This is a genomic window from Isoptericola sp. NPDC056605 (assembly GCF_042792795.1).
Classification (GTDB): Bacteria; Actinomycetota; Actinomycetes; order Actinomycetales; family Cellulomonadaceae; genus Isoptericola.
Map to the genome: position 1 here is coordinate 253,798 of NZ_JBHTVT010000001.1, position 22,797 is coordinate 276,594.

Sequence of the window (22,797 nt, forward strand, 5' to 3'; positions counted from 1 at the left end):
GCGCTACGGCCCGGCCACCCGCCGGACCACGGCGTCGAGGGCTGGCCAGGGTGGCCCCGCACGCAGCGCGCGCAGCAGCTCCTCCCCGAACCGCGGCCCGTCCGGGAACTGGTCCTCCCGGTCCCAGCGCCACGCCGCGACCATCGCCAGGACGAGCTCGCGGCAGCGGTCGAGCAGCCCGCGGTCGACGCCCCGGTAGTGCCCGGAGACCTCGTCGAGGACGTGCGCGAGGTCGAACTCGACGGGCCCGCGGCAGCACGTCTCGAGGTCGATGAAGAGCGGCCCGTCCTGCGTGCTCAGCACGTTGCCCGGGTGGGGCTCGCCGTGGAGCACCTGCTCGCGCCCGGCCCCGTCGACCGCCTCGTGGAGCCGTCGCAGCCGATCGCCGAGGAACCGGCGCTCGACGTCGGGCAGCGCCGGAGAGAGCGCCGGGTCGGCGACGATCCGTTCCGCCTCGGCGATCCGCTCGGTGAACCGCGGGAAGCGGCCCTCCACGCCCCGCATCCCGGCGTGCAGGCGTTCCAGCGCCCGGGCGTAGTCGTCCGGCGGCACGACCGGGGCCACCGGCTCGTATTAGACCCACAGGGTCACCGCGAAGCCGTCGCGCACGTGCACCCGCGGGGCGACACGGGGCTCCAGGGCGCCCACCGGCGACCCGGCGCGGGCGAGCTGTCCGGCCAGCCCGAGCTCCATCCGTGCGACCTCGTGCCCCACGGGGGCGACCCGCGCCAGCACCCCGCACGGTTCGAGGCGCAGCGCGAGCTTGTTGGAGTCGTGGAGCACGGTGGCGACGTCGACCGGCAGGCCCACGGACCGGACGACGGCGGTCGCGGCATCGGTCGCGCGCTCGAGATCGGGCCTGTCCACACGAAGGATCGTGGCACCGGGACACGGTGGACGACGAGGCTTTTCGACAGGGCCTCTCGGCGCGGTCGTCCGTCGGGCGGCGCCTACCGCGCCTGCGGCGCCGACTCCTGCGCCAGCTGCGCCTCGTGCTCGGCGATGGCCGTCACGGTGTTGAGCTCGTGCCGGCGGGCGGCGGTCTCGATCATGTCGGGGTCGGCACCGCCCTCGATGAGGTCGACGAGCCCGTCGTGCTCGGCGAGCGACGCGTGCGCACGCCCCGGCGCGTACCAGAACGCCGAGCGGCGGATGAGCTCGAGCCGCGTCCACTCGTCCTCGACCAGGCCGGCCAGGCGCTCGTCGTCGCAGCGGGAGCACAGCAGCTGGTGGAACTCGCGGTTGAGCGCACCGAACCGGGCGGGCTCGAAGTTCGCCAGGGCGGCGGCCATCTCCTTGTTGAGGGTGCGGGCGCGCTCCAGGTCCTCGGGCGAGAGGTTCGGCGCGGACAGGGCGGTCGCGTAGCCCTCGAGCCGGGCGAGCAGCTGCATGGTGCGCTCCCAGGACCCGGTGTCGAACGTCTTGACGACCGCGCCCGCGTTGCGCACGATGTCGACCCAGCCCTCGGCCTCCAGCCGCCGCACCGCCTCGCGCCAGGGCACGGAGCTGATGCCGTAGTCCCGCACGAGCTGGTCGATCACCAGCCGGTGCCCGGGCGCGAACGTGCCTTCCATGATCCCCTTGCGCAGGATCTCGTAGCACTGCTCGGCCTTGCTCACGGCCACGGCCACAGGTGCCTCCTCGGTGGGTCGGCGGTGCCCCGTCGCGTCGTCGCGCGGGCGGACCGCCCCGTCGTCAGTCGTCCCGGGAATCATATCGGAGATCACACAGGATCTGGCAGGGTCGCGCGGACGGTCTCCAGCAACCGTGCCACCTTCGGGTCACGTGCCGCAGCCCCGGGCCGCGTGAGCACCAGCGCGCGCAGGCCCGCCGGCTCGGGCTCGATCCGGCGCACGGTGAGGTCGAACCGCGCCAGGCTCGCCCGGTCGGGGTCCGGCAGGATCGCCCGGGCCACGCCCGCCTCGACGAGCGGGAGCCCCGCCTGGATCGTCTCCACCGTGCGGATCGACGACGGCGCGACCCCCCACCGGCGCAGCGCCGCCTCCACCGCCTCCGGAAGGCTGGGGACGGCGGCCGTGCGGCGCGGCAGCAGCAGGAGCTCGCCGTCGAACGCACGCAGCGGGAGCGGCTCGCCCTCGGCACCGGCGCCGGGAGCGTCCGGCGGCAGCGCCGCCACGAGCGGCACCTCGCCCCAGTCGACGACGTCGAGCACCTCACGATGGCGGGCGACGAACCGGCGCGGGTCGGCGACCATCACGGCCGCCACGTCGACCGCGCGCTGCTGCAGCATGTCGATCGCCGTCCACGGCGGCGGGTCGACGAGGCGCACCTCGACGTCGGGGGCCGCCGCGGCGTGCGCCCGCACCAGGGCCGGCAGCCGGTGCCACATGAGCACCGGCACGGCGGCCACGGTCAGCGAGCCCGCGGTGCCCGCGCCGAACCGGCCCAACGCCGCGACGATGTCGTCCACCTCCCCCAGCACCCGCGACGCCGCGTCGAGCAGGTAGCGGCCGGCGCTCGTCGGCTCCACGCCCCGCGGGGTACGGACCAGCAGCGGGACGCCGACGTCCGCCTCGAGCTTCGAGATCGCGACGCTCAAGGGCGGCTGCGACAGGTGCAGCCGCGCGGCGGCGGCCGTGATCGACCCGGCCTCCACGACGGCGGTGAAGTACCGCAGATGACGCAGCTCCATAGTCTCCGAGGGTAGTCGGACGCCTCGCCATACCTCTGAGATATGGCAGCGAGAGGACATCGGTAGTTCCGCGGACGGGTCCTCGTCAGCAGACTCGGAGGCATGCTCCCGACCACAGCCCCCGCTCCCCCGTTCACGCTGACGCGCGCCAGCCACGTCGTGCTGGCCGTCACCGACCTCGCCGCGAGCCGCGACTTCTACCGCGACGTCATCGGCCTCGTCGTCACCGCGGAAACCGACGACGCCGTCTACCTCCGCGGGCTCGAGGAGGACGCCCACCACAGCCTCGTGCTCGAGCAGGCCACCGAGGCGAAGGCCGTCTGCCTGGGCCTGCGCGTGCGCACCGACGCCGACGTCACCGCCGCCGAGCGGCACCTCGCCGCGACCGGCATCGAGCACGAGCGCGTCGAGCGCCCGCACCAGGGGCCCACGCTGCGCTTCCGCGACGCCGTCGGCACCCGCGTCGAGCTCACGTCGTCGATGGACCTGGTGCCGCGCAAGATGGCGGACTTCCACGACTTCCGCGCCGGCGCGCCGCAGCGCATCGACCACTTCCAGGCCGTCACCCACGACGTGCGCACCGCCACCGAGTTCTGGACCGGGCTCGGGATGCGGACGTCGGAGTACACGGGCCAGTACCGCGAGGACGGCACCGACGAGCTCTGGGGCACCTGGATGGAGGTGAAGGGCAACACGCACGACCTCGTGTTCACCAACGGCCGGGGGCCGCGCCTGCACCACTTCGCCTACACGGTGCCGGACGCGACGTCGCTCATCCACGCCGCCGACGTCACCGGGTCGCTCGGCCTGGGCCACGAGATCGACCGCGGGCCCGGGCGGCACGGGATCAGCAACGCCCTGTTCCTGTACGTGCGCGACCCCGACCAGCACCGCATCGAGCTGTTCACCACGCACTACCAGCTCATCGACCTGGAGAGCGAGGCGATCCGGTGGGACGTGAGCGACCCGCGCCGCGCGCAGCAGTGGGGCATGCCGGCGTCCGAGCGCTGGTTCTTCGAGGCCAGCGAGTTTCCGGGCGAGCCCGTCCACGAGCCGCTGCTGCACGCCACCCCGCCCACGCTCGAGGCCTTCCTGGGCCTGCACTGATGCGCGGCGACGGGGCCGACCGGGCCCTCGCGGGCCTGTGGCTGGCGGGCGGCAGCCCGATGCTCGCGGAGACGTGCGCGGACTCCGGCCTCGACCTGCTGCTCGTCGACCCGGAGCACGACCCGCGCGGCACCGGGCCGACCGTCGAGACCGCGCTCGCCCAGGTCCGCGCGACGCAGGGCTACCCGGTGACGACGCTCGTCCGGGCGCCCGACGACGCGACGCTGCACGCGCTGCTGCACGCCGGCGTCCGGGACGTCGTCGTGCCCGTCGCCTCCGTCGACGACGCCGGGGAGGTCGCGGGAGCGGTACGGCGCGCGACCCGCGGCCAGGGCACGGTGCTCGTCCAGGTCGGCACCCCGGAGACCCTGGCGGCCGCCGCTGGCCTCGTCGCCCTCGAGGGCGTCGCCGGCGTCCTCCTCGACACCCCCGACCTCGCCGCCGCCCTGGGCCGGTCGGGCCACGCCCACCCGGACGTCGTGGCGGCCGCGCTCCAGGCCGTCCGCGCGGTGCGCGCGGCGGGTGGCGTCGTCGGCGTCGACGCGTCGGACCCCTTCGTCGCCGACGCCTGCCGGGAGGCGGGCGCGTCGTTCGTCGTCGTGGGGGACGAAGTCACCCTCCTCGCCCGCGAGACGACGAGGCTCGCCGCCCGTCTCGCTGGTCCAGCTCTCGCCGAGGTAGTCCGAGTCCCCGCGAGGTAGTGGACTGGTCCACTACCTCGCGGGGGTCTGGGCTACCTCGCGGGGGTGAGGCCGTCGACGAAGGCGACGGCGGCCGCGGAGATCTGCGCGCGGGCGTCGTCGTGGGAGATGGTCGGGGTGCCGTCGCCGGGCTGCGGGCCGTAGTCCCCGAAGAACGCGTGCCCGGCGCCCTCGACGACGGTGAAGACCGCGTCGGCGGGCAGGTCGGCCCGCGAGGCGTCGATCTTCGCCGGCGTCGCGAGGCCGTCCTCGCTGCCGGAGACGGACGCGACGGCGGCCGTGAGCGTCCCGCTCATGTCGTCCGCCGGGTAGGAGGCGAACAGCAGCAGCCCGGCCGCGGGCGCCTCGGCGTCGTCGTCCGCGGCGTCCGCCGCCATGGCCGCGACGGTGCCGCCGAGCGAGTGGCCGCCCACGACCCAGCGGTCCGCGTCCAACGCCGCGCGGGCGTCGTCGAACGCCCCCGTGGCGAGGAAGGCGATGCCGAGCGGCTGCTTCGCGACGACGACGGTGTGCCCCGCCTCGGCCAGCGGCCGCAGCACCGCCGCGTACGCGCGGGCGTCGACCCGCGCGCCCGGCTGGAAGAACACGGCCGTGCCGTCCCCGCCGTCCGCCGGGGCCAGCGCGTACCGGGTGGCGCCCTCGGTCACCGTCACCGTGTCGTCCGAGCGCATCGCCGCGAGCGCCGGCTCGACCGCGCCGAAGGGGCGCAGCCACGCGACCAGCACGACCCCCACGGCCCCGAGGACGAGCAGCGCCACCCGTCCCGCGCGCCGCCAGCCGGGTCGCGAGGGGCGACGGCGCAGCGCCCGCACCCCGACGCCGACCGCGCCGACCAGGGTCAGTGCCAGCAGCACCGCGTACGCCGGGTGCCCGTGCACCACCGCCCCCCACGCCGTCGCGCACGCCCACACGACGACGACCGTGGCGGCAGCCGCGACGGCGAGCGTCGCGACGCGCAGCCAGGCGGGGGCGGGATCCGGGGTGTTCGGCACGTGAGGAGTCTGGCATCCGCGCGGGACTCCGCAGGTATCGTCTGACCGCCACCTGCAACGTTGGAGGATTCCCCCGTGACCGACCTGTCCACGACCACGCCCGACCTCGCCCTCGACGCCGTCGTCGACCTCGACGTCCCCGGCCCCACGATCAGCCGCCACCTGTACGGCCACTTCGCCGAGCACCTCGGCCGGTGCATCTACGAGGGCTTCTGGGTGGGCGAGGACTCCGACATCCCGAACGTCGGCGGCATCCGCACCGACGTGGTGGAGGCGCTGCGCGAGCTGGCGATCCCCAACCTGCGCTGGCCGGGCGGCTGCTTCGCCGACACGTACCACTGGCGCGACGGCGTGGGCCCGGCGGCCGACCGCCCCCGCATCGTCAACACGCACTGGGGCGACGTCGTCGAGGACAACGCGTTCGGCACGCACGAGTTCATGGCGCTGTGCGACCTGCTGGGCACGGCCCCGTACATCTCGGGGAACGTCGGCTCCGGCACGGTGCAGGAGACGGCGGACTGGGTCGAGTACCTGACCCGCGGCGACGACTCGCCGATGGCACGCCTGCGCCGCGAGCACGGTCGTGACGAGCCGTGGGGCGTGTCGTTCTTCGGCATCGGCAACGAGCCGTGGGGCTGCGGCGGCAACCTGCGCGCCGACCAGTTCGCGTCGCTCGCCCGCCAGCACGCGACGTACGCCCGCGACCACGGCGGCAACCGCCTCGTGCGGGTGGCGGCGGGCGCGTCGGACGACGACTACGCGTGGACCGAGACGCTCATGCAGCAGGTGGCGAAGCTCGGCGACGCGGAGCCGCGCGACCTGTGGCAGATGGTCTCGTTCCACTTCTACACGTTCGCCGGGACGTGGGGGGACAAGGGCGCCGCCACCGAGTTCACGCGCGACGAGTACTGGGCCACGATGCGCAAGGCGCTCGACGTGCGCCGCATCATCGCCGGCCACTCGGCCGTGATGGACGCCTACGACCCGGAGGCCAGGCTCGGGCTCGCGCTCGACGAGTGGGGCACCTGGTGGAACGTGGAGCGGGACACCAACCCCGGCTTCCTGTACCAGCAGAACGCCATGCGCGACGCCCTCGTCGCGTCGGTGCACTTCGACGCCTTCCACGACCACGCCCGCCGGCTGCGCCTGGCGAACATCGCCCAGACGGTCAACGTGCTGCAGTCCATGCTCCTCACGGACGGCGCGAAGATGATCAAGACCCCCACGTTCCACGCCTTCGCGATGAGCGCGGGCCACCACGACGCCGCGAGCCTCCCGGTGCGCGAGCGCGTCGCGCGCGCCACGCACGACGTCGACGGCACACCCGTCGGCACGGTGTCGGCCTCGGCGTCCACGAAGGACGGCGCGGTGCTGGTCTCGCTGACCAACCTCGACCCGGACGCCCCGGCCACGGTGCGCGTCGACCTGCGCGGGCGGGCGGTGAGCGACCCCGTCGCCACCGTGCTCGCCGCCGACGACCCGGCCGCGCACAACACCTTCGACGCGCCCGACGCCGTCGCGCCGCGCCCGCTCGACGGGGTGACGGTGACCGACGGCGTGCTCACGGCGGAGCTGCCGCCGGCGGCGTTCGCGACGGTGCGCCTCACGCTCGCGTCGTAGCGCGTGCCACTATCTGAGACAGACGGTCCCACTGACCGGACGACGGGTGTAGACCTGGGGCATGACCAGCCCTGACGTCGAGGACCCCGCCGTCGCCGACCCCGAGCACCGGTACTGGCGGCGCAACCTCGCCGTCGGCACGGTCGGGTCGTTCACCACGCTCGTGGCGATGACCCTGCTGGTGCCGTTCCTGCCGGAGTACGTGCGGCAGCTCGGCGTGGACGACCCGGCCGCCGTCGTGCGCTGGTCGGGGGTCGCGTACGGGGCCACGTTCCTCACGGCGGCGCTCACCGCGCCGCTGTGGGGAGCGCTCGGCGACCGGTTCGGCCGCAAGTCGATGCTGGTGCGCGCCAGCCTGGGGATGGCGGTCGCGATGACGCTGCTCGGGTTCGTGCAGAGCGTCGAGCAGCTCGTCGCGGTCCGGCTGCTGGTGGGCCTGCTCGGCGGCTACTCCTCGGGGGCGACCATCCTCGTGGCCGCGCAGACGCCGAAGGACCGCAGCGCGTGGGCGCTCGGGGTGCTGTCGTCCGGCATCCTCGCGGGCAACGTCGTCGGGCCGCTGGTGGGTGGCTTCGTGCCCGCCTGGGTGGGCATCCGGGCGACGTTCGTCGTGTGCGGGGCGGTGATCTTCCTGGCGTTCCTCGCCACGACGCTCCTGCTCCGCGAGCCGCGGACCGGGCCGCGGCCGCCCCGGGCCGCCGCACGGCGTCGCGGCGTGTGGTCGCAGGTGCAGCGCCCGGGCGCGGTCGTCGCCCTGCTGGCGACGTCGAGCCTGCTGCTGTTCTCGACGATGTCGATCGAGCCGGTCGTCACGGTGTACGTGGAGGACCTGGGCCAGCTCTCGCACGCCGCGGGCGTCGCGGGGATCCTCGTCGCGCTGACCGCCCTGGGCAGCGTCGTCGCGGCGCCGCGGGTCGGCCGGCTCGCCGACCGGGTCGGGCACACGCGCGTGGTCGTCGCCTGTCTCGCCGCAGCGGGCGTGCTGGCGCTGGCGCAGGCGCTCGTGACGAACGTCTGGCAGCTCGGCGTGCTGCGCGTGCTGCTCGGCCTCAGCCTCGGCGGCCTGCTGCCGTCGATCACGGCGGCGGTGCGCCACCTCGCCCCGCCGGACGCCGTCGGCCGGGTGCTGGGGCTCGGCGTCTCCGCGCAGTACGTGGGGCAGGTCGCGGGGCCCGTGCTCGGCGGCCTGGTGGCCGCCCAGGCCGGCCTGCGCGCCGTCTTCGTCGCCACCGCCGTCGTCCTGCTCGCCGCGGCGGCGCTCAACCTCGTCGTGCTGCGCCGCGGCGCGCGAAATCCGTCGACCGAGGCGCGGGAGGCCGTGACACTCGGGTCATGACGATCACGCGGCTCGACCCCGCCGGCCTGCACGCGACCCCGGGCTACCACCACGTCACGGTCGTCGAGGCGGGGCGGACGGCGTACCTGTCGGGCCAGTGCCCGCTGGACGCCGACGGCCGGCTGGTGGGGCCCGGCGACCTGGCGGCCCAGGTCGGCCAGGTGGTCGCCAACGCGCTCCTCGCGCTCGACGGCGCGGGCGCCGCGCCCGACGACGTCGTGCGGTCCGTCGTCTACGTCCGCAGCGCCGACCGGGCGGATCTCGCGGCGGCCTGGCAGCGCCTGCTCGACTCGCCGCTGGCCCCCGCGTTCACCACCGCCAGCACGCTGCTCGGGGTGGCCCAGCTCGGCTTTTCCGGCCAGCTCGTCGAGGTGGACCTGACCGCCGCGCTCCCGCCCGCGGTCTGAACTCGACACTCGAGTCGTCCGATGAATCCTTCCAATCGACGATTGAATCGTGCTAATTTCCCGTGGCATGACCACATCGGCCGCAATGACGCGGCGCACGTTCGGGAAGCTGGCCGGGATCACCGCAACAGCGCTGCTGCCGTGGGCGCAGGCCCCACGCGCCGCCGCCTCGGGCCCGCCTGAGGTCGTCGAGACGGACACGCACGTCGTGGTGGACAACGGCCTCGTCCGCCTCACCGTGGACAAGTCGAATGGTCGGACCACCTCGCTCGTCTACGACGGCGTGAACCTGGTCGGCCGCGGGAACTACGACATGAACACCGTCCGCGAGGGCGGGGGCCTGCCGCTCCCGCCGGCGGACAACCACCTCACCGTCCGGGTCGAGCAGGACTTCGTCGACGTCGCCTACCACCACAGCCCGTCGGGCGACATGCCGTGCTGGCTCGTGCGGCACCACGTCGTGCGCTCCGGCGAGGCCGGCATCCACCTGGCCTACAGCTACGACCACCCGGCGGAGCTGCACGGCTTCCGCACCGACCAGCACCGGTACGTCTTCTACACCGCGGGCGGCGTCTTCACGCACGCCTCCGTGCCCGACGAGGCCGACGCGGTCCCGTGGCGCGAGGCCGCGGCGCGCATGCCCACCGGGGCCGAGATCTCGCGCGCCGAGATGGTGATGGACGCGACCTACGACCTCGAGGGCACCGGCTCCGCCTACCCCCGCCGCTACTACACGAAGTACGACTGGGCCGTGTCCATGAAGGACCACAGCCTGCACGGGCTGTACGGCAGCGGCTACGGCATGTGGGCCGCCCTGCCGAACCTCGAGGGGTTCAGCGGCGGCCCGGTGCGCCAGGACCTGATCCTGCACCAGACCGGCGACACCCCCGTGCTGCTCGTGGAGCCGCAGGCCACCCACTACGGCGCGCCGCCGGTGCGCGTCGCCGCCGGGCAGGCCTGGCAGAAGACCTACGGCCCGTACTTCGTCTACCTCAACAAGGGCGACGACCCGCAGGCCCTGCGCCGCGACGCCGCCCGCCAGGCGCGGTTCGAGACGCACGCGGACTTCTACGACCGGCTGGCGATCGAGGGCTGGACGCCCACCACCGAGCGGTCGCGCGTGCGCGGCACGGTCCGGGTCCCCGGGGTGCCGAGGCTGGACGGCGCCGTCGTCGTGCTGTCGGACAACGGCACGCCCATGCAGGACTCCGTGCTCGGGCACAACTACTGGGCCGACCTCGGGCCGGGCGGGCAGTTCGCACTCGACCACGTGCGCCCCGGCACCTACCGCCTCACCGTCTACGGCGGCGGCCTGTGGGGCGAGTACGTGATCGACGACGTCGAGGTGGGCGCCGGCCAGGAGGTCACGCTGGGCCGCATGCTGTGGGAGCCCACGAGCCACGGCCGGACGGTGTTCCAGCTCGGCACGCCCAGCCGCGACTCGGGCGAGTTCCGCCACGGCCGGGAGTTCCGGCGCTACGGCCTGTTCGAGTCGTTCCACGACGACTTCCCCGACGGCGTCACCTTCACGGTCGGCAAGAGCACCCCGCAGGACTGGAACTACATCCAGTACCAGCGGTCGTACCCGGTGCAGGCGCCCGAGGGCACGGTGCTCCCCGAGGACGCCGACGGCGTCTGGCTGTTCGACTTCGGCACCGCGTCCAGCCCCGTTGCCGCCGGGTACCAGCGGGTCGCGCAGAACACGCTGTACTCCGCCGGCGCGGGCTTCGGCCTCGACCGTACGGTCGACTCCCGGGACCGCGGGTCGGACGGAGACCTGCAGCGCGACTTCGTCGTCGGCTCCGGCTACGCGTTCGCGGTGGACCTGCCCGACGGGGAGTACGAGGTCACCGTGCTCTCGGGCGACGACATCGCGGCCAACAAGACGCAGGTCTCGTTCGGCGGCGGCGCGCCGGTGGCCCTCGACTCGGGCCGGGGCGAGTACGCCGTGCACACCGCGACGGTGACCGTCACCGGGGGCCGGCTCGACCTGCTCGCCGGCGGCGACGGCCGCCTCAACGCCGTCGAGATCCTCGCGGCGGACGCCGCGCTCCCCATGCTCGGGAGCCTCGAGGTCGACGGGGCCGACCTGGTCCCGGGCTTCAGCACGTTCCGCTCCGACTTCGCCGCCGACCTGCCCTGGGACCAGGAGTCGGTGACGGTCCGGGCCACCGGCCGGGGCGGCGCACGCGTGACGATCGGGGGCGACGACGTGCCCGAGGCCGGGCTCGCCGTGCCCCTGCACGCGCAGCGCACCGTGCTCGAGGTCGTGGTGAGCGACGACGACGGCGGGTCGACGGCGCCGACGACGTACCGGCTGCACGTCACCCGGCAGGAGAGCCCGTGGCGCATCCTGTTCGACCTCGGTCGCGCGCCGGCGGCGGGCGCGCGGGCCACCCTGACGGTCGCGCTGGCGGCGTGGGCCATGGGCTCCGCGCTGCCCGTGCCGCCGGAGAACAGCAACCTCACGATCAGGGTCAACGGAAAGCCGTTCGTCTGGACCTTCGGGCCCGAGGACGCGAAGGGGGCCACGTACCGCAGCGCACGCGGCGGGCGGAGCTACACCCGCGAGATCGCCTTCGACGCGGCCCTGCTCAAGCCGGCCGGGAACGAGATCACGCTGCAGATCAACGCCGGCGCCGAGCACCTGTGGAACGAGGCGGCCTACGACGCCGTCCGGCTCGAGATCGCCTGAGCCGAGTGCGGTCCTCCGGTGCGAGCTCGGTCGGGACGTCGACCAATCTCGCACCGGAGGACCGAGCTCAGGGCCCCGCCGTCAGCGGTCCAGCACCCCCCGGGTGGCGACGTCGGGCCGCAGGTCCAGCCGTCGCAACAGCTGCGCGTTGAGCGCCACCACCACGGTGGACAGCGACATCAGCAGCGCGCCGACGGACATCGGCAGCACGAACCCGACGGGGGCGAGCACGCCCGCCGCCAGCGGCACGGACAGCAGGTTGTAGCCCGCCGCCCACCACAGGTTCTGCTTCATCTTGCGGTAGCTGGCCCGCGACAGCTCGATCACGGACAGCACGGACCGGGGGTCGTCGCTGGCGAGGATGACGCCCGCCGACGCGATGGCGACGTCCGTGCCGGCGCCGATCGCGATGCCGACGTCCGCCTGCGCGAGCGCGGGGGCGTCGTTGACGCCGTCGCCGACCATCGCGACCCGGTGGCCCTCGGCCTGCAGCCCGGCCACGCGCGCCGACTTGTCCTCCGGCCGCACGCCGGCGAAGTACCGGTCGACGCCGAGCTCGTCGGCGACCGAGCGGGCCACCGCCTCGGCATCTCCCGTGATCATCACGACCTGCACGCCCCGCCGGTGCAGGGCCGCGACCGCCTCGGCGGACTCCGGCCGCACCTCGTCCGCGAGCTTCAGCCCGCCGACGACGGCGCCGTCGCGCAGCACGTGCAGGATGATCGCGCCGTCCGCGCGCCAGGCGTCCGCCTGCGGGACCTCGCCCGCGCCCTGCTCCCCGAGCTGCTCCTCGAGGAGGCGCGGGCCCCCGACGCGCACCTCGTGCCCGTCGACCGTCGCGACCACGCCGACGGCGGGCGACGACGCGAAGTCCGTCGCGCGCGGGACGTCGAGGCCGCGGGCCCCGGCCGCCCGGACGATCGCCCGGGCGAGCGGGTGCTCGCTGTCCGCCTCGGCGGACGCGGCGAGCGCGAGGACCGTGTCGGCGTCCACGTCGCCGACCGCCGCGACGTCCGCGACCGTCGGCTCGCCCTTGGTCAGCGTGCCGGTCTTGTCGAACAGGACGGCGTCCACGGTGCGCATGCTCTCCAGCGCCAGGCGGTCCTTGACGAGCACGCCCCCGCGGGCGGCCCGCTCGGTCGCGATGGAGACCACCAGCGGGATGGCCAGGCCCAGCGCGTGGGGGCAGGCGATGACGAGGACGGTGACGGTGCGGACCACGGCGTCGTCCGGCAGCCCGAGGGCCGTCCAGGCGAGGGCGGTGACGACCGCGGCGCCCAGCGCGAACCAGAAGAGCCACCCCGCCGCGCGGTCGGCGAGCCGCTGGGCCCGCGACGACGACGCCTGCGCCTCGGCCACCAGCCGCTGGATGCCGGCGAGCGCGGTGTCGTCGCCGGTCGCCGTGACCTCGACGCGCAGGCTGGAGTCGGTCGCGACCGTGCCGGCGGTGACGGCGTCGCCCACGGTGCGGCCCACGGTGCGCGACTCGCCCGTCACCATCGACTCGTCCATCTCGGCGCGGCCGTCGACCACGCGACCGTCGGCGGGGACGCTGCCGCCCGGCCGCACCAGGACGACGTCGCCCACGCGGAGGTCCGACGGCGACACCGTGACGACCTGCTCGCCCGCCGTGCCCTGCTCGACGCGCTCCGCCTCGTCCGGCAGCAGCGCCGCCAGCGAGTCGAGCGCGGAGGTGGTCTGCGCCAGGGACCGCATCTCGATCCAGTGGCCCAGCAGCATGATGACGACCAGCAGCGCGAGCTCCCACCAGAAGTCGAGCTGGTGGTCGAGCACGCCGACGCTGGCGCCCAGCGACGCGACGAAGGCGACCGTGATCGCCAGGCCGATGAGCAGCATCATCCCGGGCTTGCGGGCCCTGAGCTCCGACACCGCGCCCGTGAGGAACGGCCGACCGCCCCACACGTAGATCACCGTGCCGAGCACCGGCGAGACCCAGTCGACCCACGCCGCGTCCGGGAGCTCGTAGCCGAGCACCATCGCGAACATCGGCGACAGGGCGACGGTCGGCACCGCCAGCGCCAGCATGATCCAGAACAGCCGGCGGAACTGGCCCACGTGATCGCCGTGGCCCGCGTGGCCGCCGTGGCCGGACATGTCATGGCCAGACATGTCGTGGCTGGACATGTCGTGGCCGGACATGTCATGGCCGGACATGTCGTGGCCGGACATGTCGTGGCCGGACATGTCGTGGCCGGACATGTCGTGGCCCTCGTGCGCGTGGTGGTCGTGCTCCAGGACGCGTGCGGCGTCGGGGCCCCGGTGCCCCGTGTGCGGGTCGTGAGAGGAGTGGTCCACAGCTCGATCCTTGCCTCGGACGGACGGGTTCGCGATCTCGACTGATACCCCCTAGGGGTACCGTCCTGCCGCCAACCATATACCCCCCGCCCGTATTCCGCGACCCCTGACGAGCCGACGTCGCCCCTCCGACCTGCACCGTCACCCTTGCGGCGCTTCTACAACGATGGAAACATTCCCCGGGCACGCGAACGCTCACTGAGATCCCTCGACGAAGAGGAGCACCATGAACGCCCGCACCGCCTGGACCAGGCTCGCCGCCAGCGCGACCACCGCCGTCACCGCGGCCGCGCTGGTGGTCGGCTCCGCCGCCGTCACCACGACCGCCGCCGCCGCCGACTATCCCGGCCCCGGCGTCGTCACCGGCGACACCGGGGTGCACGACCCCGACGTCGTGCGGAAGCCCGACGGCACCTACCTCGTCGCCGGCACCGGCGAGGGCGTCCGCCTCAAGACGTCCACGGACCGCACGCGCTGGACTGAGGTCGGCGCCGCGTTCCCCGGCGGCACGCCCTGGGCCGACGCGTACACCGGCGGCGGCACGCACCTGTGGGCGCCGGAGATCCACCACGCGAACGGGCAGTACTACCTCTGGTACTCGGCGTCGTCGTTCGGCGTGAACCGGTCCGCGATCTTCCTGGCCACGAGCCCCACCGGCGACCCGGGCACGTGGACGCACCGCGGCAAGGTCGTCGAGTCGAGCACCTCCGACGACTTCAACGCGATCGACCCCGCGCTCGTCGTGGACGGCGACGGCCGGTGGTGGCTGAGCTTCGGCTCGTTCTGGTCGGGTATCAAGATGATCCGCCTCGACCCGGGGTCGGGCCTGCGCTCGGGCTCCGCGTTCCACGCGCTCGCCGGACGCGGCGGCGGCGCGATCGAGGCGCCCACCATCCACCGCCGCGGCGACCACTACTACCTCTACGTGTCGTTCGACGCGTGCTGCCAGGGCGCCGACTCCACCTACCGCGTCATGGTCGGGCGCTCGACGTCGGTCACCGGCCCGTACGTCGACCGCGCCGGCGTCCCCATGACCCAGGGTGGCGGCACGCAGGTGCTCGCCGGGCACGGGTCGATCCACGGGCCCGGCCACCAGACCGTCTTCTCCGACGTCGACGCCGACGTGCTGATGTACCACTACTACGCCGACTCGGGAGCGTCGTTCCTCGGCATCAACCTGCTCGGCTACGACGACGCCGGGTGGCCGTACGTCTACTGACAGCGCCGCCCACCCGCGCCGAACAGGCGGTTCGGGCGCGCGGGGAACAATCGCGGGAGGCGGCGCGTTGGGGCAGGGCCCCGTACACCGTACGAAAGAGGTCTCGTGCCCCAGCCCGCCACCCCGTACCCCTCCGTCACCACCGTCGGTGCCAGCTCCGACACGACCTCCGCCACGACTTCCGACGCCGCCGTCGACGACGCCGTCGACGACGCCGTCGCGGGCGCGCTCGAGGAGGAGCAGGCCGCCCTCGACGCCGCATGGTCACGGCGCGCCACGGTGCTCGACGAGCTGGAGATCACGCTGACGGCCGCGCGCCCCGAGGACGCCGCCGCCCGCGCCCGGGTCGCGCGGCTGCGGGCGCGGCGCGCGGAGCTCCGGGCGGCGGACCACGGCCTGGTCTTCGGCCGGCTCGACGGCGACGACGGCTCGGTGCGGCGGCTCGGCCGCGTCGGGCTGCCCGGCGCCACCGAGGACGACGAGCCGCTGGTCGTGGACTGGCGCGCCGCCGTCGCCCGGCCGTTCTACACGGCGACGCCGGTGGACCCGCAGGGCGTGCGCCGCCGCCGGCACGTGCGCACGCGCGGGCCGGAGGTGGTCGGCGTCGACGACGAGCCGCTCGACGGCGGGCTGGACGACTCCGGCCTGGTCGGCGAGGGAGCGCTGCTCGCCGCGCTGGACGAGCGGCGCACCGGCCGGATGGGCACCGCCGTCGCCACCCTGCAGCGCGAGCAGGACGACGTCGTGCGCGCCGACGCCCGCACCCCGCTGGTGGTGCAGGGCGGCCCGGGCACGGGCAAGACGGTCGTGGCGCTGCACCGCGTCGCCTACCTGCTGTTCGCGCAGCCGCACCTGGCGGAGCGCGGCGTGCTCGTGCTGGGGCCGTCGACGCGCTTCCTCGACTACATCGCCCAGGTGCTCCCGGCGCTCGGGGAGACGGCGGTCGTCTCCGCCACGTGCGACACGCTGGTGCCGGGCGTGCGGCCCACGCGCGCCGAGGGGCGCGACGTCGCGGAGCTCAAGGGTCGGTCGTCGTGGCTCCCCGCGTTGCGCCGGTTCGTCGCGTCGCTCGAGCCGGACGACGGGCCGCTCGCGCTGGCGCTCGACGGCGAGGAGCACGTGCTGTCCGCGGCGCAGCTGGCGGCCGCGCGCCGCGGTGCGGTGGGTGCGGGCTCGTACCACCAGGCCCGCGAGCGCGTGACCGAGCGGGTGCACGAGCTCCTCGTCGACGCCGTCGCCGACCGCCAGGCCGAGCTGCTCGCCCGCGCCGAGGAGGGCTTCGAGGACGTGCTGGGCCAGCTCGACGCTCGCCTGGCCGCCGCCGACGACCGGGCCGTGCCCACCGGCGCGTCCGGTTCCGACGTCGACGGCGTGCTGTCCGAGTCCGACCTCGAGGCGCTGCGGGTGCGCGTCGCGGCCGACCGCGGCGTCGCCGCGGCGCTCGACGCGTGGTGGCCGCGCCGCGACCCGGCCGCCGAGCTCGCCCGCCTGCTGCACGACGCCGACCTCCTGGCCGCGCACGCCACCGACCTCACCGCCGCGGACGTCGCCCGCGTGGTCGCCGAGCCGGCCGGCGGCGAGGACGGCTGGTCGAGCAGCGACGTGCCGCTCCTCGACGCCCTCGCCGACCTGCTCGGCGACCCGCTCGACGGCGCCGGCGACGAGACCGGCGAGGACACCCGCGACGGCGTGTTCGTCGCCGCGCGCGCCGCCGCCCGCCGCGACTGGGCGTACGGCCACGTGGTGGTGGACGAGGCGCAGGAGCTGTCCGGCATGCAGTGGCACATGGTGGTGCGCCGCTGCCCCACCCGGTCCGTCACCGCCGTCGGCGACATCGACCAGGCCTCGTCCGCGCACCGGCAGACCGACTGGGCCGAGGCCGTCGGAGACGCCCTCGGCGACCGCTGGCGGCGGGCCGACCTGACGATCTGCTACCGCACCCCGCGCGAGGTCATGGAGCTGACCGTCCCGGTGCTGCGCCGCGCGGGGAGCCGCAACGCCCCGCCGCGCGCCGTCCGCTCCGCCCCGGTCGCGCCCTGGCGGGCCGAGACCGACGAGCGCACGTGGCCGGCGGTTGTCTCCGACGCCGTCGCCGGGATGGCCGGGCGCTACGCGGGCGGCACGGTCGGCGTCGTCGCGCCCACGACCCGGCTCGCCGCGCTGCGCGACACGCTGCCGGACGGCGTGCCCGTGCTGTCCGCGACCGACGCGAAGGGCCTCGAGTGGGACGCCGCCGTCGTGGTCGACCCGGACGGCATCACGGCCGAGCCGCGCGGCTGGAACGGGCTCTACGTGGCGCTCACCCGGTGCACGCAGGAGCTGGGCCAGATCGCCGTGCTGTGACGGTTCGATGCCGGTTTGCACCCTCTGACCTTCCTCAAATCGCCTGCGTGCGCCCGCGCCCGGCCACGAGGATGACGACGCGACATCAACCGCCGTGAGCCGTGAAGCGAGGAACCCCCATGCGCGTCCTGGTGACCGGAGGCGCCGGGTACGTCGGGTCTCACACGGTGCTCCGGCTGCTCGGGGCCGGGCACGACGTCGTCGTGGTGGACGACTTCTCCCGGGGTGTCCCGGCGGCGCTGGAGCGGGTCGAGATCCTGGCGGGCCGGCCCGTGCCGGTGCACGTCTTCGACGGGGCGGACATCGACGCCCTCGAGCGCCTCTTCGACACCGAGGGCTTCGACGCCGTGCTGCACCTCGCGGGCATCAAGAGCCCGAGCGCCCGCGGCGTCCGCCCGCTGGACAGCTACGAGACCAACCTCGGCACCACCTTCACGCTGCTGCGCTGCATGGCCTGGTACGGCGTCGACCGCCTCGTCGTGTCGTCGTCGGCCGCCGTGTACGGCGAAGGTCGCGACCTGCCGCACGCCGAGGACGCGCCGCTCTCCCCCACCGGCCCGGTCGGCCGCAGCCACGCGATGAACGAGCAGATCCTGCGCGACGTCGTGGCCGACGCCGGCCCCGCCCTGCGGGTGGGCGTCGTGCGGCACTTCTCCGCGGCGGGCGCGCACCCCTCGGGGTCGCTCGGGCCCGACCGGACGGGGGCGTCGGCGAGCCTGCTCACCGCCGTCGCGGAGGCCGCGGCCGGGCTGCGCGACGGGCTCGAGGTGCACGGCGTCGACCACCCGACGCCCGACGGCACGGCCATGCGCGACTACGTGCACGTGGACGACCTCGCCGCCGGGCACGTCGCCGCCCTGGCGGCGCTCGGCGACGCCGAGGAGCAGCTGTCCACCTGGAACCTCGGCAGCGGCCGCCCCACCAGCGTGCTCGAGCTGGTCCGCGCCTTCGAGACCGCCACCGGGCGCACCGTGCCGAACCGCGTCGCCGCCCGCCGGGAGGGCGACGTCTCCGTGTCGTACGCCGACCCCGCCCGCGCGGAGGCCGAGCTCGGCTGGCGTGCCACCCGCGGCGTCGAGGACATCTGCCTCGACCTGTGGCGGTGGCACCAGCGCAACCCCACCGGGTACCCGACGTCCCTCGCGCCGTCCGCCCCGTGGCGCGGCGGCGTCGGACACCGCCTGCGGCTCGTCTCCGCCGTGCCCGCCGCCGCGGCCTGGTAGCCGTCAGTCCTTCGTGTCGCGGTAGTACCGCAGCGCGCCGGGGTGCAGCTCGACCGGGTCGGTGAAGATCGCCCGCACCCGGTCGAGGTTCGCCGCCGACGGCACCTGCGCCGCGATCTGCGCCCGCGCGTCGAACAGCGTGGACACCAGGGTCTGCGCCTCGGCGTCGGGCATGTCGGCGCGCACCATGAGGAAGTTCGGCACCGCGAGCGTCTCGACCACCCGCGACGATCCGTACATGCCCTCGGGGACGATGCCGTGCCGGTAGCCGCTGCCGTACCGGGAGCGCACCTCCTCGACCAGGTCGCCCAGAGGCACGAGCCGCACCGGCACGTCGTCGGCGAGCGCCGTCAGGCCCGGGGTCCGCAGCCCGCCCGACCAGAAGAACGCGTCGATCTCGCCCGCGCGCAGCGCCTCGATCGAGCCGTCGAGGCCGAGCCTCGCGTCGGTGAGGTCCTCGGTGGGCACGTCCGCCGCCGCGAGCAGCCGGTGGGCGATGAGGGCCGTGCCCGACTGCGGCGCCCCGAGGGAGACGTCCTTGCCCCGGAGGTCGTCGATGCTGCGGATCCGGGAGCTCGCCGGCACCACGAGGTGCAGGAAGTCGTCGTACACGCGGGCCAGGGCACGGACGTCGAGCGGCTCGTCGAACTCGCCCCCGCCCGCGACGGCGTCCCGCGCGGCGTCGGCGGCGCTGAACGCCACCTGCGCCGTGCCGGCGTCGAGGCTCTCGAGGTTCTCCACCGACCCGCCCGACTCGTCGACCGCGACCGGCACGTCGTAACGGTCCTCGAGCACCTGCGCCAGCGCCGTGCCGTACGCGTGGTAGATGCCGGTCGAGCCGCCGGTCGCCACGGTGAGCGCGTCGGGGCGCTGCCCGTCCCAGGGGTCGCCGGCGGTGTCGTCGCCCACGCACCCGGCGAGCACCGGCAGCGCCGCCAGCGCCGTGACGACCAGCGCCACGAGGCGCGCCGCCGGGGAACGCCCCGCCCTCACGACGTCACCTCCGCGTCGACGGGCGCGCCGCCGACCGCCGTCGGCGCGGGCACGCGCAGCCGCACCTCCAGGCCCCCACCGTCCGGCAGGCCCAGCCGCAGCCCGCCGCCGCCCGTGGCGAGCAGCTCCGACGCGATGGCGAGGCCCAGCCCCGAGCCGCGCACCGTGCTGTGACCGGGCGAGCGCCAGAACCGTTCCGCGAGCCGGTCCAGCTCCTCGGGCGGCACGCCCGCGCCGTGGTCGCGCACCACCACCTCGACGGCACCGGTGCCGGGCGTCCCGCCACCGGTCACCGTGACCTCGACGCGGCCGCCGTCGGGCGAGAACTTCACCGCGTTGTCCAGGACGGCGTCGAACGCGCACTCGAGCACGATCGGGTTCAGCTCGGCCCACGCGCCGTCACCCGGGTCGTCGAAGGTCAGCTCGCGCCCGACGGCGAGCAGCCGCCAGCTGTCCACGCGCCGCGCGACGAGGTCGGCGACGTCCAGCGGGTGGGCGCCCGCGGCCAGGTTCGCGTCGTCGGCCAGGAGCAGCAGGGCGTCGAGGATGTGCGCCATGCGGACCGCCTCCGCACGCACGTGCGCCACCTCGGTGGCGTGCTCGGGCGGCGTGGACAGGGCGAGGTCCTCGACGCGCAGCATCAGCGCGTTGAGGGGGTTGCGCAGCTCGTGCGACGCGTTCGAGACGAACTCCTGCTGGCGGTGCATGGAGTGCTCCACCTGGGCGGCCATCGCGTTGAACCGGGTGATCACCTCGCGCAGCTCGGGCGGCCCGGTGGACGGCGGGATGCGGGCGTCGAGACGCCCCCGGCCGATCTCGCCCATCGCGGTGTCGACGGCGCGCACCGGCCGCAGCACCCAGCCCGCGGTGCGGTGCGCGATGACGACCGCCAGCACGCACATGGCCAGCCCGGCCGCGACGAGGATGCCCCAGCTCGACCAGATGCTGCGGGAGATCTCCTCCGCGTCGGACACGGTGACGACGGCGCCCACGAGGTCACCGCCGTCGTACACGGGCTCGGCCACCACCACCCGGTCGGCCTTCCACGGCAGCGAGCTGAGGTCCGCCTCGCCGCGGCGGCCCGCGAGCGCCGCCTGCCGCTCGTCCACCTCCTGCGGGTCGAGCCCGTTGCTGGCCCACGTGGCGCCCGACTGGTCCACGACCGCGGCCGCCACCCCGTACACCTCGCGGTAGCGGTCCAGGTCGCCCTCGACGATCGTCGGGTCGTCGGCGGTCAGCGACTGCCGGGCCGTGATGACCAGGTAGCCCGCGTCCGCGAGCCGGTCGAGGTAGACCTCCTGCTGGTTCGCCCGCGCGACGTTGCCCGCGTACGCGGTGCCGAGCAGCGCCAGCACCAGCACGCAGGGCACGAACAGGATGATCGCCAGGCGGGTCCGCATCGACCTCTACGCCCCCGTGCCCGCGGGCCCACCGCCGTCGGGCGCCGCCACCCGGTAGCCCACGCCGCGCACGGTCTCCACGACGTCGGGCTCGCCGAGCTTGCGGCGCAGCGACGCGACGTGCACCTCGAGGGTGCGGCCGAGGCCCTTCCAGCTGGAGCCCCACACGTCGCGCAGGATCCGTTCGCGCGTGAGCACCGAGCCCTGCTGGCGCACCAGCAGCGCGAGCAGGTCGAACTCCTTGCGGGTCAGCTCGACGACGGTGCCCACGGCCTCGCCCACCCGGTCGCCCACCGCGCCGGCCGTGCGCCGCACCTCGCGCCGCGCGAGGTCCACCACCAGGCCGCGGACGCGCACGCGCGCGTCGGCGGCCTCGGCGCGGGCGCCGTCCCACTCGCGGCCGCGGCCGCGGCGCATGACGGCGTCGATGCGGGCGAGCACCTCGCGCACGTCGTACGGCTTGGTCACGTAGTCGTCCGCGCCGAGCTCGAGGCCGCGGATGCGCGCGTCGAGCCGGGTGCGCGCCGTGACCATGATGATCGGGGTGTCCGAGACGCGGCGGATGCGGCGGCAGACCTCGAAGCCGTCGATGTCGGGCAGCGACAGGTCGAGCAGCACCATGTCGGTGCGCGGGCTCAGCTCGCGCAGGGCGGAGGCGCCGTCGCGGGCGCGGACCACCTCGTAGCCGTGCCGTCCGAGCACGGACACGAGCGCGCCGGCGACATGGTCGTCGTCCTCGACCACGAGCAGCTGCACGGGACCGTCCCTCCGTCGGGCGCCTGGAGCGCACAGGGTAGCGGAGCACCCGCCGGTCGGTCAGAGCCAGCCCACGCGACGGAAGACGCGGTAGAGCACCACGCAACCGACGGCCATGAGCACGAGCGCGAACGGGTAGCCGAGCAGCCAGTGCAGCTCCGGCATGTGGCGGAAGTTCATGCCGTAGATCCCGGCGACCACCGTGGGGTACACGAGGATCGCCGCCCACGCCGAGATCTTGCGCATGTCCTCGTTCTGCCGCACCGACACCTGGGACAGGTGCACCTGCAGCATGTCGGAGAGCAGGTCGTCGTGCGCGTCGAGGTGCCGGTCGATGCGCTCGACCGTCGACGCCACCCGCTCCAGCGTGCGCCGGTCGGCGACGACGCGGCGCTCGTCGGTGGTGAGCTCCGGCAGCTCCGCCGACACGGGCAGCAGCGCCCGCCGCGCCTCGGTGATCTCCCGCTTGAGGTCGTAGAGGCGCTGCACCGGGTCCGCCGTCGTGCGGTCGAAGACGACGCGCTCGGTGTCCGCGACGGCGTCCCCGAGCGCCACCTCCACCTCGGACGCCACGCCCACCAGGCCCAGCACGACGGCGAGCGCCACCCGCTGCGCGCCCGACCCGTGCGTGGGGCCCGGCCCGCGGAGCCGGTCCATCGCGTGCTCGCGCACGCCCGCGCCACCCGCCTCGAACGTCAGCACCGCGTCCGGGCCGGCGAGCACGCCCAGCTCGCCCGTGTGCACCTGCCGGTCGTCCTCCGTGAACCAGACCGTCGGGGTCAGCACCGCCACCCAGTCGTCGTCGAGCCAGCGCACCGCGGCCGCCGGCCGCTTCGACACGTCCCTCGCGACCACGTGCACCTGCGCGAGCCGCTCCCGCAGCGCCGGGTCGATCTCCTGCGCCGCGGCGAGGAACGCCTCCTTGTCCGTGACGTGCAGCCAGCGCGCCGGGTGGTCGTCGTCCGCGGTCGTCACCGGCGCGCCGTGCGTCCCGACGAACCACTCGCCCGCCCGCGTCCCCTCGTCCGTCACACCC

At 74.9% G+C, this 22,797-nt stretch carries 19 protein-coding genes; 9 read left to right on the forward strand and 10 right to left on the reverse strand.

The annotated features are described in order from the left end of the window. Window positions 1-3: 3 nt before the first annotated feature. The 4 genes from ACFQ8Y_RS01105 to ACFQ8Y_RS01120 form a co-directional block, all read right to left on the reverse strand. Window positions 4-564, reverse strand: coding sequence for a phosphotransferase family protein (locus ACFQ8Y_RS01105; RefSeq protein ID WP_430584325.1), 561 nt, complete (start codon window positions 562-564; stop codon window positions 4-6). A gap of 9 nt (window positions 565-573) precedes the next feature. Then, window positions 574-867: a hypothetical protein gene (locus tag ACFQ8Y_RS01110; RefSeq protein ID WP_430584326.1), complete on the reverse strand. Its 294-nt coding sequence runs from the start codon at window positions 865-867 to the stop codon at window positions 574-576. A gap of 83 nt (window positions 868-950) precedes the next feature. Beyond that, window positions 951-1,631, reverse strand: coding sequence for a GntR family transcriptional regulator (locus tag ACFQ8Y_RS01115; RefSeq protein WP_430549201.1), 681 nt, complete (start codon window positions 1,629-1,631; stop codon window positions 951-953). Window positions 1,632-1,723: 92 nt separating this feature from the next. Then, window positions 1,724-2,653: a LysR family transcriptional regulator gene (locus ACFQ8Y_RS01120; protein WP_430549202.1), complete on the reverse strand. Its 930-nt coding sequence runs from the start codon at window positions 2,651-2,653 to the stop codon at window positions 1,724-1,726. 102 nt (window positions 2,654-2,755) lie between these two features. Between ACFQ8Y_RS01120 and hpaD the strand changes: the two genes are divergently transcribed. Together hpaD and ACFQ8Y_RS01130 are read left to right on the forward strand one after the other, a co-directional pair. Then, a complete protein-coding gene (gene hpaD / locus ACFQ8Y_RS01125) occupies window positions 2,756-3,760 on the forward strand; it encodes a 3,4-dihydroxyphenylacetate 2,3-dioxygenase (RefSeq protein ID WP_430564775.1) in 1,005 nt (334 codons plus the stop codon). Beyond that, entirely contained in the window at window positions 3,760-4,461 is a 702-nt protein-coding gene (locus tag ACFQ8Y_RS01130) for an aldolase/citrate lyase family protein (RefSeq protein WP_430549204.1), read from the forward strand. Before hpaD ends, ACFQ8Y_RS01130 begins: the two co-directional genes overlap by 1 nt. A 32-nt stretch (window positions 4,462-4,493) precedes the next feature. On the opposite strand, the gene ACFQ8Y_RS01135 is transcribed toward ACFQ8Y_RS01130, so the two are convergent. Next, window positions 4,494-5,453, reverse strand: a complete 960-nt coding sequence (locus tag ACFQ8Y_RS01135; RefSeq protein WP_430584327.1) for an alpha/beta hydrolase — start codon at window positions 5,451-5,453, stop codon at window positions 4,494-4,496. 84 nt (window positions 5,454-5,537) lie between these two features. Between ACFQ8Y_RS01135 and ACFQ8Y_RS01140 the strand changes: the two genes are divergently transcribed. The 4 genes from ACFQ8Y_RS01140 to ACFQ8Y_RS01155 all read left to right on the forward strand — a co-directional run bounded on the left by ACFQ8Y_RS01140 (window position 5,538) and on the right by ACFQ8Y_RS01155 (window position 11,511). After that, window positions 5,538-7,073: an alpha-N-arabinofuranosidase gene (locus ACFQ8Y_RS01140; RefSeq protein WP_430584538.1), complete on the forward strand. Its 1,536-nt coding sequence runs from the start codon at window positions 5,538-5,540 to the stop codon at window positions 7,071-7,073. 61 nt (window positions 7,074-7,134) lie between these two features. Then, entirely contained in the window at window positions 7,135-8,409 is a 1,275-nt protein-coding gene (locus tag ACFQ8Y_RS01145; protein WP_430584328.1) for an MFS transporter, read from the forward strand. Then, entirely contained in the window at window positions 8,406-8,816 is a 411-nt protein-coding gene (locus tag ACFQ8Y_RS01150; protein ID WP_430584329.1) for a RidA family protein, read from the forward strand. Before ACFQ8Y_RS01145 ends, ACFQ8Y_RS01150 begins: the two co-directional genes overlap by 4 nt. 67 nt (window positions 8,817-8,883) lie before the next feature. Beyond that, complete coding sequence (locus ACFQ8Y_RS01155; RefSeq protein ID WP_430584330.1) at window positions 8,884-11,511, forward strand: polysaccharide lyase family protein; 2,628 nt, start codon at window positions 8,884-8,886, stop codon at window positions 11,509-11,511. An 81-nt stretch (window positions 11,512-11,592) separates the two neighbouring features. Here ACFQ8Y_RS01155 and ACFQ8Y_RS01160 read toward each other — a convergent pair whose 3' ends face one another. Beyond that, window positions 11,593-13,671, reverse strand: coding sequence for a heavy metal translocating P-type ATPase (locus tag ACFQ8Y_RS01160; protein WP_430584539.1), 2,079 nt, complete (start codon window positions 13,669-13,671; stop codon window positions 11,593-11,595). 382 nt (window positions 13,672-14,053) lie between these two features. Between ACFQ8Y_RS01160 and ACFQ8Y_RS01165 the strand changes: the two genes are divergently transcribed. From ACFQ8Y_RS01165 to galE, 3 genes are all read left to right on the forward strand, one after another. After that, on the forward strand, window positions 14,054-15,046 hold the full coding sequence (locus ACFQ8Y_RS01165) for an arabinan endo-1,5-alpha-L-arabinosidase (RefSeq protein WP_430584331.1): 993 nt from the start codon (window positions 14,054-14,056) through the stop codon (window positions 15,044-15,046). A gap of 105 nt (window positions 15,047-15,151) precedes the next feature. Beyond that, entirely contained in the window at window positions 15,152-17,389 is a 2,238-nt protein-coding gene (locus ACFQ8Y_RS01170) for a HelD family protein (RefSeq protein WP_430584332.1), read from the forward strand. A 119-nt stretch (window positions 17,390-17,508) separates the two neighbouring features. After that, the gene (galE, locus tag ACFQ8Y_RS01175; protein ID WP_430584333.1) at window positions 17,509-18,612 is read left to right on the forward strand and encodes a UDP-glucose 4-epimerase GalE; all 1,104 of its coding nucleotides are present in this window, start codon (window positions 17,509-17,511) and stop codon (window positions 18,610-18,612) included. 3 nt (window positions 18,613-18,615) lie between these two features. Here the strand turns inward: galE and ACFQ8Y_RS01180 are convergent, their stop codons facing one another. Genes ACFQ8Y_RS01180 through ACFQ8Y_RS01195 form a run of 4 tightly spaced genes read right to left on the reverse strand, consistent with a single transcriptional unit; the run spans window position 18,616 to window position 22,793 of the window. After that, window positions 18,616-19,605, reverse strand: coding sequence for a TAXI family TRAP transporter solute-binding subunit (locus tag ACFQ8Y_RS01180; RefSeq protein WP_430584334.1), 990 nt, complete (start codon window positions 19,603-19,605; stop codon window positions 18,616-18,618). After that, window positions 19,602-21,005: an ATP-binding protein gene (locus ACFQ8Y_RS01185; RefSeq protein ID WP_430584335.1), complete on the reverse strand. Its 1,404-nt coding sequence runs from the start codon at window positions 21,003-21,005 to the stop codon at window positions 19,602-19,604. Before ACFQ8Y_RS01185 ends, ACFQ8Y_RS01180 begins: the two co-directional genes overlap by 4 nt. 6 nt (window positions 21,006-21,011) lie before the next feature. Further along, window positions 21,012-21,761, reverse strand: coding sequence for a response regulator transcription factor (locus tag ACFQ8Y_RS01190; protein WP_430549215.1), 750 nt, complete (start codon window positions 21,759-21,761; stop codon window positions 21,012-21,014). A gap of 60 nt (window positions 21,762-21,821) precedes the next feature. After that, on the reverse strand, window positions 21,822-22,793 hold the full coding sequence (locus ACFQ8Y_RS01195) for a CorA family divalent cation transporter (protein WP_430584336.1): 972 nt from the start codon (window positions 22,791-22,793) through the stop codon (window positions 21,822-21,824). Window positions 22,794-22,797 lie beyond the last annotated feature (4 nt).